13 protein-coding genes are annotated in these 11878 nt (G+C 32.9%); all 13 read left to right on the top strand.

Annotated features, from left to right (window positions below; all coding sequences use genetic code 11):
• Positions 1-18 precede the first annotated feature (18 nt).
• Positions 19-1143, top strand: coding sequence for a S1C family serine protease (locus TDSAC_RS06295; RefSeq protein ID WP_108309403.1), 1125 nt, complete (start codon positions 19-21; stop codon positions 1141-1143).
• A 79-nt stretch (positions 1144-1222) separates the two neighbouring features.
• Complete coding sequence (locus tag TDSAC_RS06290) at positions 1223-2323, top strand: glycosyltransferase (RefSeq protein ID WP_108309402.1); 1101 nt, start codon at positions 1223-1225, stop codon at positions 2321-2323.
• 49 nt (positions 2324-2372) lie between these two features.
• Complete coding sequence (locus tag TDSAC_RS06285; RefSeq protein WP_108309401.1) at positions 2373-3572, top strand: DegT/DnrJ/EryC1/StrS family aminotransferase; 1200 nt, start codon at positions 2373-2375, stop codon at positions 3570-3572.
• A 32-nt stretch (positions 3573-3604) separates the two neighbouring features.
• Entirely contained in the window at positions 3605-4627 is a 1023-nt protein-coding gene (gene rfaE1 / locus TDSAC_RS06280; RefSeq protein ID WP_108309400.1) for a D-glycero-beta-D-manno-heptose-7-phosphate kinase, read from the top strand.
• 54 nt (positions 4628-4681) lie between these two features.
• Positions 4682-5149 carry a D-glycero-beta-D-manno-heptose 1-phosphate adenylyltransferase gene (rfaE2, locus tag TDSAC_RS06275; RefSeq protein ID WP_108309399.1) on the top strand — a complete coding sequence of 156 codons (468 nt, stop codon included), beginning with the start codon at positions 4682-4684 and terminating at the stop codon, positions 5147-5149.
• A gap of 70 nt (positions 5150-5219) precedes the next feature.
• Positions 5220-6062: an SDR family oxidoreductase gene (locus TDSAC_RS06270; protein ID WP_108309398.1), complete on the top strand. Its 843-nt coding sequence runs from the start codon at positions 5220-5222 to the stop codon at positions 6060-6062.
• Positions 6063-6094: 32 nt separating this feature from the next.
• A complete protein-coding gene (locus TDSAC_RS06265; RefSeq protein WP_108309397.1) occupies positions 6095-7252 on the top strand; it encodes a GuaB3 family IMP dehydrogenase-related protein in 1158 nt (385 codons plus the stop codon).
• Positions 7252-8799 (top strand): glutamine-hydrolyzing GMP synthase, encoded by a 1548-nt coding sequence (guaA, locus tag TDSAC_RS06260; protein WP_108309396.1) that lies wholly within the window; start codon positions 7252-7254, stop codon positions 8797-8799. Before TDSAC_RS06265 ends, guaA begins: the two co-directional genes overlap by 1 nt.
• 93 nt (positions 8800-8892) lie before the next feature.
• Positions 8893-9510, top strand: coding sequence for a stalk domain-containing protein (locus TDSAC_RS06255; RefSeq protein WP_108309395.1), 618 nt, complete (start codon positions 8893-8895; stop codon positions 9508-9510).
• 80 nt (positions 9511-9590) lie between these two features.
• Positions 9591-9992, top strand: a complete 402-nt coding sequence (locus tag TDSAC_RS06250) for a hypothetical protein (RefSeq protein ID WP_108309394.1) — start codon at positions 9591-9593, stop codon at positions 9990-9992.
• A gap of 1 nt (position 9993) precedes the next feature.
• On the top strand, positions 9994-10386 hold the full coding sequence (locus tag TDSAC_RS06245; RefSeq protein WP_150130309.1) for an FtsB/FtsL family cell division protein: 393 nt from the start codon (positions 9994-9996) through the stop codon (positions 10384-10386).
• Positions 10387-10488: 102 nt separating this feature from the next.
• Positions 10489-11136, top strand: coding sequence for a hypothetical protein (locus TDSAC_RS06240; RefSeq protein WP_108309392.1), 648 nt, complete (start codon positions 10489-10491; stop codon positions 11134-11136).
• 11 nt (positions 11137-11147) lie between these two features.
• Complete coding sequence (locus TDSAC_RS06235; RefSeq protein ID WP_108309391.1) at positions 11148-11672, top strand: hypothetical protein; 525 nt, start codon at positions 11148-11150, stop codon at positions 11670-11672.
• The last annotated feature ends 206 nt before the right edge of the window (positions 11673-11878 follow it).

Here is an 11878-nt window from a genome sequence, read left to right as displayed (position 1 = left end):
ACAAATTAGGAGGTTTTTATGTACGAACAAAAAGAAAATAAGTTTAAAGAAATCCTGGTAAAATCGATTTTCTTTTTTGTAGCAGCTTGTTTTGGAGGAATGCTGGTTCTTGGTGCAATATGGGCTTTCCCTGCTTTTAGACCTCCGGTAAAAGTTGCACCATCAACTGCAGTAGCTGCAATAGACATGTCAGTAGATTCTCCCATAGTTCAAGCAGTAAAGAAGGTTATGCCAAGCGTTGTTCAAATAAATACTTTAATGTACGTTAAAAATCCTATTTCTGACTTCTTTGGAATTCCAATGAAACCAATTCCTGAAGAGGGGCTTGGCTCAGGAGTTATTATTAAGAGTGATGGCTTAATTCTTACTAACAATCACGTAATTGCCAATGCGACAAAGGTAAAGGTTACTCTCTCTGATGGCAGAAAATTTGACGGAGAAGTGATTGGGGCTGATCCTGTTACCGATTTGGCAGTAGTAAAGGTAAATGCTACAGGTTTACCTGCAGCAGAACTTGGTTCGTCTTCAAATCTTCAATTAGGAGAGTGGGCTATTGCAATAGGTAATCCATATGGATTTTCTGGTACGGTAACTCTTGGTATTGTTAGTGCTCTTGATAGGAGAGTTCAAACATCCGCTTATAGTGCCGGTCCGTTTATTCAAACTGATGCTGCTATAAATCCAGGAAATTCAGGCGGGCCTTTAGTGGATATTAATGGAAGAGTAATAGGCATCAATACAGCTATTATACCTTATGCCCAGGGTATCGGTTTTGCAATTCCGATTGACACTGCAAAGGAGATATTAAATCAATTAATAACAAATCATGAGGTTGTTCACCCATATCTGGGAATTGATATGCTGCCTGTTGATCAATATCAACTTAGCCAGATGGGAATTAAGCAAAATGCAGCTGTTTATGTAGCAAAAGTTTTACCAGGTTCTCCTGCAGAAAAGGCTGGTATTTTACCGGGAGACATAATCTTAAAAATTAATGATAAAGAAGTTGATATTTACACTTTGCCAAATATAATTCTTACCCATAAGGTAGGAGATGTTGTTAAAGTAACTTTATATAGATCCGGAAAAATTATGGTCATACCTGTTACCCTTGAACCTAGACCTGCAAATATGAAATACTAGCAGAAGATTAATTGTGCTTTCAGCTCTTTTAGGTGAAAGTTTGAAGTAATTTGATAAACATTAAACAATGAATTAGTTTATGAAAATTTTACACCTTTTGAATGAGGGTAATCTTAGTTGGCAAAAAACTTTTGTTAACTTTGTATGTGGTCTATGTGAATATGGTGTAGAAAATTTTATAGGTATGCCAGATAGTGGCTATACTTATGATTTCTTAAGTGAATATAAAATTAGGCTGGCGAATAAGCCAGCCTTTAATATTATTCCTATTAAATTTAAAGGCTTTTTTGATCCATTTTCTTATTTTAAATTGGTTAGTATTATTAGAAATCAAAATATTGATATTGTTCACTCACAATTATCAAGAGCAGCTCTTTATGCTGGAATGGCAAAAAAATTAACTAAGGTAAAGGTTGTTTCAAGTGCACAAAAGGTTAGTTCCATAAAGTATTTTTTAAACTCAGACATCGTTGTAGCATGTTCTAAATCTGTGGAAAGAGATTTTATTAGAAGGGGTTTTTCAGGGAGTATTACGCAAATATATAATGGTATTAATTTCGAAGATTATTTTTCAAAAAGAATAAGCAAAGAACAGGCTAAATCTAGAATTGGCATTACTCCTGAAACCTTCTCTATAGGTATTGTGGCAAGGTTGTCTCCCATGAAGGGACATAAAGTTCTTTTTGAGTCCTTTAGAAAAATTAAAGATGATTATAAGGATAAGGCAATTTCTCTTGTCGTGGTTGGAGATGGAGAGCTTGAATTTGAGCTCAAACAACTTGCAAAAAAATTAAAGATCGAAAAAGATATAATTTTTCTTGGTAGAAGAGAAGACCTGGTCGAGCTTCTGTGTTCGTTTGATCTTTATGTCTCTTCTTCAATAGAAAAGGAAGGATTGCCAACAATTTTAATAGAAGCACTTTTAATGGAAGTACCGGTAATAGCGACTGATATTGCTGGAACTAATGAGATAATTATTAATAATAAAACTGGTTTTTTAGTAAATCCTGATCCAGAATTGTTATATGGTTCTATAAAAGAATTTTTAACCAAGTTTTTTAATAAAGATGAAAGTATAATAAAGATTGTAGAGGAAGGGAAAAAGCACGCAATTGAGAATTTTTCACTTAATAAAATGGTAAAGTCATATTTTGAAATCTATAAATCACTCTTAAGGTAATGGTAAATCTCAATAACTGTGTTTTACAAAACAATTTAGGAGGCTTTTTTTGGAAAAGATAGCATTAGAAGGCGGAAAATCCCAAAGGGAAAGTTTTTTGGTTTTTGGAAAACCAAGGATTGAAGAGGATGAAATTGAAGAAGTAGTGGCAACACTAAAATCAGGCTGGATTTCGACAGGACCAAGAGTAAAAAAATTTGAAGAAAAGTTTTCTGAATATATTGGTGTAAAAAACTGTATTGCTCTTAATTCTTGTACAGCAGGTCTTTTCCTTGCACTTGTTCTTTCTGGGATTGGAAATAATGATGAAGTTATTACAACCACTCTAACCTTTGCATCGAGTGCAAATGTAATTGAACATGTCGGAGCAAAACCTGTCTTTGTCGACATAAAAGAATCAGATCTTAACTTTGATGAAGACTTGATTGAATCTAAAATTAACGAAAGAACAAGAGCCTTGATATCTGTTCATATGGCAGGAAATTCGTGTAACATTGAAAAAGTTAGTAAAATAGTAAAAAGATACAATCTTGTTTGGATTAATGATGCTGCTCATGCTATTGAGACTGAGTGGGATGGCAAAAAGATTTCTTATTATGGAGATTTTTCAAGCTATAGCTTTTATGCCACGAAAAATATTACTACAGCTGAAGGTGGTATGTTGGTTGTTAAGGATGATAAATCTTATGGAAGAGGAAGAATATTATCACTTCATGGCATATCGAGAGATGCTTGGAAGAGATATTCTTCTGAGGGTTTTAAACACTATGAGGTGATTGAACCAGGATTTAAATATAATATGACCGATATTCAAGCTGCATTAGGGATAAAGCAGCTTGAAAAAATAGAAAGGTATTGGAAGATAAGAGATGAAATTGCTAAGATGTATATTAATAGGCTTTCAGAAATTGATGAAATAGAGCCTATTGAATATTCATTTGATAGGAGAAAGCCTTCTTATCATTTATTCATTTTAAAAATAACTGATGATTCTTTATCAAGAGACTTTATGATGGAAGCACTAAAGTACGAAAATATTGGTACTGGAATACATTATTTACCACTTCACATGCAAAAATATTATAAAGAAAAATATTCTCTGAAAGAAAGTGAATTTCCTGTTGCCACAAAATTAGGTAAAAAAATTTTCTCTGTTCCAATAGGTGCAAATATAACAGAAAAGGATGTGGATGATGTTATTTGTGCTATTAAAAAGATTATTTGTTTTGTTAAGAAAAAAATTCTCTAATCAATGCATAATAAATTTTAGAAAGGATTTGTATGTTTTCTGAAATTCATAGTTTTCCTTTAAAATTCAATACATCTAAGAAGATTTTAGTTATTGGCGATATTATGCTTGATGAATATTGGTTTGGAGATATGGAAAGGATTTCTCCTGAAGCTCCAGTTCCAGTTTTAAAATATCTCAGTAGCGAATTTAGACTTGGCGGATCTGCAAATGTTGCAAAAAATTTGACTTCTTTGGGGGCAAATGTCTCTATTGTTGGGATTGTTGGCGATGATGTTGAATCAGATAGACTTAAGAAACTTTTATTTGATTCAAATATAGACACATCTGGTTTGATCGTTTCTAAAAAAAGGCCTACAACGAGAAAGCTTAGATTGATTGCAAGAAAACAACAGGTTTTAAGGGTGGATAGCGAAGACCCAAGTCAGATTGATGGTGAGGAGCTTCAGGGAGTAATAAATTCTTTAAAAAAACAAATACCTGAGTGCGGCGCTATAATAGTTTCTGATTATAGAAAAGGATTAATTACTGAAGATGTAATAGAATTTTTGATAAATTCAATTGATAATAGAGTTTGTGTAGCCGATTCCAAAGCAAAAAATTATTTATTATTTAAAGGTTTTACTACAGTTGCTCCTAACCTAAAAGAGGTTGAGGCAATTTTTGATAGAAAATTAATGAGTGAAGAAGATATTATTCGGTCAGGGCGAGAACTTCTAAGACTTTTGGGCAGTAAAGCTGTTCACATTACAAGAGGTGCTGATGGAATTTCTCTTTTTACTGAAGAATTAACTATAAATTTTCCAGCATTTTCGAGCGAAGTTTATGATGTAACGGGTGCAGGAGATACAGTTACTGCAGTTTTAACATTATCATTAATGTCTGGTTTTGATATGATTCATTCAACATTTTTGGCAAACGTTGCTGCAGCGATAGTTGTAAGAAAAGTTGGGACCTCAACTACTAATATTAATGAAATAGAAAGATACCTTAGGGAAGAGGAAATTAGAGATTTGTACAATAAAATTGTTCTAAATTCGGAAAAGGGTGAATAAATTTAGTAAGTTATTTTTAAATTTAAACAATCTTAACAGAAAGGTTTTAAAAACTTGGAAAAAATTTCGGATGTATTTAAAACTTTAGATGAAATAATTTTGCTAGTTGAGGGCAGAAGAGTTGTATTCACAAATGGATGTTTTGATATTATACATGAAGGCCATATTAGACTATTCGAGTTTGCAAAAGCTTTAGGAGATTGTTTGGTTGTTGGGATAAATTCTGATAGTTCAGTTAAAGCATTAAAAGGTGATTTAAGACCCATAAATAAACAGGAAAATAGAGCTGTTGTTGTTGCTTCTATTAGATTTGTAGATTATTGCTTTATCTTTAATGAACATAATCCCATATCATCGATTGAAAGATTAAGACCATTAATCCATGTTAAAGGTGGAGACTATAAGATTGAAGATCTTCCAGAAGCTGAAACTGTGTATCGATATGGTGGAAGAGTTGAAATTTTCCCCTTTTATAAAGATTTTTCTACAACTAACATTTTGAAAAGAATAAAAAGCTGTTAGAAAATTATTACGTTTGCAATTGTTCTTTAAATTTTTTAAGATATATTAATAAATTTTATTTGAGGTGAAAATGAAAGTTTTAATTTTTGGAGGAACAGGATTTATTGGTAAACAAGTAGTAAAAACTTTACTTGATAAAGATAATAAAGTTATAGTTTTTTCTCATAAAAGAAAAATTGAAGGGGAAAATGTCGAATATATAAAAGGTGACATTCTTGATAAAAGTTCAATAAAAGATGCTTTAAAATTAAAACCAGACGTTGTAATTAATCTTGTTGGCATAATTAAAGAGGTGCCAGAAAGAGGGATAACCTTTAAGGCAATGCATTTTGATGCAGCATCCAATTTAATAGATTCTATAGTTGAATTTGATAAAAATATTCCATTAGTGCAAATGAGTGCCAATGGAGTAGAGAAGGGTAAAGAGCTCACTGATTACTTTAAGTATAAGTATCAGGCCGAAGAAAAGATAAAATCTAGTGGTTTAAAGTATGCAATAATTAGACCATCAATTGTAATTGGTGAAAAGGAAGGGATAGTAAAGGATTTGTCAATGCCATTAAGTTTAGGTTTTTTCCCTCTTCCTAAAATTGATGCAAAGTTTTCTCCAATAAGGGTAGAAGTTGTTGCTGAAAGAATTATAAAAGCTGCTGAAGAACTTGTGAATGGTAGCTTAGAGTCAAATGTTATAAAAATATGTGGTGAGGAAGAAATGAGTTTTCGAGAACTTATAGAATATATAGCAAAAATTGTTGAAAAAAAAATTATCTTTGTACCAGTTCCTTTATCTTTGTTTAAAGTAGCTGCCTTTTTGGGAGATAGGTTCGATTTTATACCGTTAAATACAGTAACCTTAAAAATGCTTCTTCAGGGAAATGTTTGCTCAGATAATACAAATTATGTAAGATATTAGAAAATTAATCCGTTTGAGGAGGTATGTTATTAGTGGAAGAGATTTCAAAGTTTAAAATTACAAGAAGGGGTTATGGTCTTGACGAAATTGCATTAAGACCAACGGAAAGAACTATTGATCCGGAAGATGTAGATATATCCGTTAAAATTGGTTGTTATGAATTTAGCATTCCTGTTATTGCATCAGCAATGGATTCTGTAGTGAATCCTTTTATTGCAGTAGAGCTTTCAAAATATGGTGCTTTGGGAGTAATCAATTTGCAGGGCATTCAAACGAGATATGATGACCCCCTTCCTGTACTTGAAGAAATTGCCGCAGCTTCAACAGATGATTTTGTAACTGTAATGCAAAGACTTTATGAAGAACCGATTAAACCTGATCTTATAGTAAAGAGAATACAAGAAGTAAAGTCACATGGAGCAATTGCCGCAGTATCGAGTGTACCTCAAATGGCTGCTGAATTTGGCCCTATTGCAAGGGATGCTGGAGCAGATATATTTGTTCTTCAGGCAACTGTTATTGCACCAAAGCATATAAGCAGTAAAGGAAATATTTTGAATATAAAAGAATTTTGTTCTATGATGGAAATTCCAGTAATTGTAGGAAACACGGTTGGATTTTCTTCTACTATTGGTCTTATGAGACAGGGAGCAAGCGCAGTTTTGATAGGAGTTGGACCAGGTGCAGCATGTACGACAAGAGGAGTTTTAGGTATTGGTGTGCCTCAAGCTACTGCTATAAGTGAAGCAGCAGCTGCAAGAGATATGTTTTTCAATGAAACTGGAAAATATATACCCATAATTGCTGATGGCGGTATGGTAAACTCAGGAGATATGATTAAAGCATTAGCCGTGGGTGCAGATGCGGTTATGATAGGTTCGCCTATAGCAAGAGCTCAAGAAGCCCCTGGAATGGGTTTTCATTGGGGTATGGCTACACCTAATTCGGTTTTGCCAAGAGGAACGAGGATAAGAGTAGGAACAGTTGGAACTCTTAAGGAGATATTAGTAGGTCCTGCTAGGTTCGATTATGGATGTCATAATATAGCTGGGGCTATGGTTTTGTCCCTGGCAACTCTTGGAGTTAAGACTATTAGAGAATTACACAACATAGAAGTTATTGTTGCACCATCTCTTCTTACTGAGGGGAAAGTCTATCAGAAAGCCCAAAAGCTTGGGATGGGTAAGTAATGGCTTCTGAGAGGGATCTTATTGCAGTAATAGATTTTGGCTCACAATATAGTCAACTTATTGCAAGAAGAGTAAGGGAATGTTCTGTATATTCTGAGCTTTTTCCTCCTACTATAACTGCGAGGGAACTTACTAGGCTTAATCCAAAGGGGATTATCCTTTCGGGTGGTCCTAATTCTGTTTATGACGAGGACGCTCCTAAAATGGATTCTGAAATATTAAATATGGGAATTCCAATTTTAGGCATTTGTTATGGCATGCAACTGATTTCTCAACAACTTGGTGGTCACGTAGAACAGGGTAAAAAGCACGAGTATGGCAGAACAAAAATAAAATTTGAAGGTGAAAATCTACTTTTCAAAAATATTACCAATGAAATTAACGTTTGGATGAGTCATGGAGACGAAGTAAAGATTTTACCAGAAGGTTTTTGTTGTCTTGCTATAACTGAAAATAAAAAGCTTGCAAGCGTTTGTTCTCCTGAAAAAAATATTTATGCAGTGCAGTTTCATCCTGAAGTGGCTCATACAGAACAGGGCCAGTTAATAATAAGAAATTTTGTTTTTAATATTTGTAAAGCAAAACCTACATGGTCTATGGCTACCTTTATACAAGATTCTATATCTAAAATTAGAGAAATGGTTGGCAATCAAAAAGTAATATGTGCACTTTCTGGTGGAGTTGATTCCAGTGCTGCTGCTGTTTTGGTTCACAAAGCTATAGGTGATAATCTTACTTGCTTTTATGTTGATACGGGTCTTATGAGAAAAAATGAAAATAGAGATATTAAAAGGATATTTGATGAAGAGTTCCATTTGAATGTAAAGTTTATTGATGCAAGAGAAAGATTTCTGTCAAAACTAGAAGGAGTATCAGATCCAGAACATAAAAGAAAGATTATTGGTGAAGAATTTATAAGGACATTCGAAGATGCAATAAAAGGAATTGGAGATTTCGATTGGTTGGTGCAGGGCACTCTATATCCCGATGTAATAGAGAGTGCTGTTAGCGTTGGCGGTAAAGCAGTGAGGATAAAATCGCACCATAATGTTGCTGGTCTCCCCAAGGATATGAAGTTTAAACTTCTTGAGCCGTTTAGAAATTTATTTAAAGATGAGGTAAGAAATCTTGCTTTAGAGCTTGGCCTTCCTGAAGAAATTGTTTATAGGCATCCCTTTCCTGGGCCAGGTCTTGCCATAAGAATTGTGGGTGAAATAACAAGAGAAAAATTAAGAATTTTGAGAGATGCTGATGCGATTGTCCGTGAAGAGATTTTTAATGCTGGATTATATAGAGATGTATGGCAAGCTTTTGCCGTGCTTTTGCCAATAAAAAGTGTAGGAGTTATGGGAGATAGGCGTACTTATTCTTATCCAGTAGTAGTAAGAATAGTTTCTAGCGATGATGCAATGACAGCAGATTGGGCGAGAATACCTTATGATTTGCTTGATAGGATCGCTAGAAGAATTGTAAATGAGGTAGATGAAGTTAATAGAGTGGTATATGATATATCCTCTAAACCACCCGCGACAATAGAGTGGGAGTAATTTTGATATATTTTTTAAAGAAGTGTATAATATAAGAATATTTTTATATAGGGAGTAAAAAACATATGTATGGATTTATAGGATTTTAAGGATATGAAAAGGTTTATTTTCATTTTTTTTGTAATGTGCTTTTTAATTTCTACTGCGTATGCCCAAGAACAAACGCCAGTTAGCGCGTCAAAGATTTTAGATGCAAATATTAAAATTGCTAACGATTTGAAAATTATTGTTGATGGAAAAGAAATTAAAAGTGATGTACCGCCAGTAATAAGATATGGTCTAATTTATGTGCCAGTAAGATTTGTATCAGAAGCTTTAAAAGCAACCGTAACATGGGATGAACAACATAGAATAGTTAAAGTTTCATTGGGTGACAAAAGTATAGAGTTTTACATTGAAAGCTCCCAGGTAAATGTAAACAATAAAGAAGAAAGGATGTTAGCTCCTGCTTTTATTTATCAGGATAGAACGATGGTTCCACTAGAGATAACGGCACTTAATCTTGGTGCGAGTGTAGGGAAGGGTAATAATACAATAAATATTACTCTTAATAAAAATCAGCAAAATCAAATAAATACACCTAATAACGTATCTCTTAATATGCCTAATCCTCCAATAATTGAATATGGAATACCCTTATTGTGGTTAATAGGGGTTTTATTTTTATTTTTTACAATTTTCAAAGAATATTTAAAAAATAAAAATTCTTAGAAATAGTATGACTTTTTGGTTTTTACTGCTAAAATCTTATAATACTATAAATTAATTTTGTGAAAGGTGAAATTTAAAGTATGAATAAAACAGACTTGAGCACAAAAAAATCTGTTTTGCAAGAATTTGTTCAAAAGAGAATAGATCTTGTAATGATAATGTTTCTACTTTTGATAGCAGCTCCTTTGGTTTATTTCGTTGCAAGAAGTACCGTCTGGGCTGCAATAGTACCTGTTGGAGCGGCATGGGCTGGTCTTATTTCTAAGGAAACCCCACAGGAAAAGCTAATTACAATGGGCGGTGTAGCTCAGGGTTTAGGTCTTGTTGTAACCCTATATGGTTTAGGCCAGGTTATCGGCCCTGCTATTGCTGCTCACAACGTTGAAATGGTAGGTTATGGCGTTTCTATCAAGATTGAGGCGACAATTACTGGACTTTTGATATCAGTAATATTGTCAGCTATTTCGGCCAGACTCTCGTAAAATGGCTTCTCCAAAGAGACGTATTACTTTTCTTATGCCGTTTATTGACTTTGCTTTTATGTTAGTAATTGTTTTTGTTGCTTTGTTGTCTATTGCTTACTTTAAACCGCAGGAAGTTTCTACGAGTAATCTTCAAGAACAGCTTCAACAAAGTCAGGAAATGATTGCGGCCCTTGTTAAAGAAAACAATATGTTAAGAAGTAAAATTCCAACAAACGAACAAAATGTTTACGAAAATCAGAATCAATTTACTCAAAATGAAAGGCAAAAACTTTTATCGCAAATAGCCCAACTCCAAGCAAAAGTTTCAGAACTTCAAGCTAAAAACGAAGCGCTTCAAAAGGAGTTAAAGGGTAAATTTGGTTCAAGTGAATATATTGACATAAGAAAATAAATATTTGGAGGAATATAAAGTATTATAAATTCAAATTTTTTTAAGATTAAGAATATAAGGGATGGTTTAATTTTCCCTTCCTTCAAAAAGGCTTTTTTTGTATTGTCTTTTTCTATTTTCCTATTTGTTTTTCTTTCAGTAAGCAACCTTCCCATTTTAAGTACAAATGCCGGTGCCAATGTAGTAAATTTGTCCCAGGAGATAATTCAAATTTGGGAGAAAAAAGCAAACGATCTTTCATACAAATATTTCTATACATTTTCAAGAGGAAACCTTCCAAAACTAAAATCTCTTTCCGAGGAAAATTCTTTGAGGGCTATGTATATACTTGGACATGCTCAGGACGTTCCAAAAGAACTTTTTTCTGCTTATGTAAATGCCGAACAAAGGTTAAAAGAGGATTCTATGCCTATTGATGATCCCATTTTTAGTAAGGCCTTAGAAGACAAGGTTGACCAAAAACTCTTACATTATCTCGATATTAGAAATGCTTTAGAGAAGGTTACGTATTTTCCTGATCTTTATAATGTTAAAGAGAGAAGCATATATGGTTTGGATTTTTTGCCTCTTCGAGTTAGAATGATAAAATTAGCATATTCTCAAATAGAAAAAATGAATAAAGGTGTGGATCAGGAACAAAAGTATTATCTTTTAACACTTTTAGATCAAGATCCTCCACCAGATTTTGACTCTTATAAAGTTTTTATTAATGACTTTTTTAAAAAACTTAGCAAGGTGTATTTGATGTAATGAGAAGGTGTATGAATTTTAGAAATTTAAGGATTATTTTCTTTATTTTGTTTTTGATTTTGTTCTTTTTTTGTTCTATTTTGATTTCCCAAAGTTTAGTATTTGCAGATCCTGAGGATAACGTTATTTTTAGAATTCAAAATGGAATAGTAGTAGTTTTCGGTACTGCTAATGAGTTATATTCTTTAGAAGATTCTTATAAAAAAAATGAGAAAAAGATCGATAATGTGTATGACTGGATTAAAAAAAATTATCCAACTCTTAAAGTAGAAAGATATAATCTGTATATGTCCTATAAGTTTGGGAAGTGGGGGCTAGATCTTAAACTTAGAGAAGCAGAAGTAATGGGTTTGATACCTGATATTGAAGGACTTTCTATTAATGATGCTAAAACACTCTTAGAAAAAATGGGTTTTGAAATTCTAAATAACTTAGAACAGATTCCAGTAAAAAAGAAGGCAGTTTTTTTACAGGGAACGTCTTCTAATGACAATATTTACATTTTTTATGAAGGGTTTATATATCAAGAACCGTGAAAATAAACATTAATTCTTATAAAAAAATATATAGTGATTATAGTATTGAGGATGCTCTTTTTGATTTTGTCGTATTAAAGGAAAGACTTCATCAACTTCGTCTATCTTTTTCCGCAAAAAACAATATTTTCACCACTTCATTTGCCTCACTAAGATTAAGAAAATTACGTTTTAAAAAAGCTGTTTTTACTAGCATCCTTTTTTTT

The organism is Thermodesulfobium acidiphilum (assembly GCF_003057965.1).
Taxonomy (GTDB): Bacteria; Thermodesulfobiota; Thermodesulfobiia; order Thermodesulfobiales; family Thermodesulfobiaceae; genus Thermodesulfobium; species Thermodesulfobium acidiphilum.
This window is presented reverse-complemented; position numbering and strand designations above follow the sequence as displayed.

Coding starts and splice junctions, on each gene's coding strand:
- guaA (WP_108309396.1), top strand. CDS start 7,252: ATGGCTTCTGAGAGGGATCTTATTGCAGTAATAGATTTTGGCTCACAA.
- TDSAC_RS06270 (WP_108309398.1), top strand. CDS start 5,220: ATGAAAGTTTTAATTTTTGGAGGAACAGGATTTATTGGTAAACAAGTA.
- TDSAC_RS06245 (WP_150130309.1), top strand. CDS start 9,994: ATGGCTTCTCCAAAGAGACGTATTACTTTTCTTATGCCGTTTATTGAC.
- TDSAC_RS06235 (WP_108309391.1), top strand. CDS start 11,148: ATGAATTTTAGAAATTTAAGGATTATTTTCTTTATTTTGTTTTTGATT.
- TDSAC_RS06255 (WP_108309395.1), top strand. CDS start 8,893: ATGAAAAGGTTTATTTTCATTTTTTTTGTAATGTGCTTTTTAATTTCT.
- TDSAC_RS06295 (WP_108309403.1), top strand. CDS start 19: ATGTACGAACAAAAAGAAAATAAGTTTAAAGAAATCCTGGTAAAATCG.
- rfaE1 (WP_108309400.1), top strand. CDS start 3,605: ATGTTTTCTGAAATTCATAGTTTTCCTTTAAAATTCAATACATCTAAG.
- TDSAC_RS06250 (WP_108309394.1), top strand. CDS start 9,591: ATGAATAAAACAGACTTGAGCACAAAAAAATCTGTTTTGCAAGAATTT.
- TDSAC_RS06290 (WP_108309402.1), top strand. CDS start 1,223: ATGAAAATTTTACACCTTTTGAATGAGGGTAATCTTAGTTGGCAAAAA.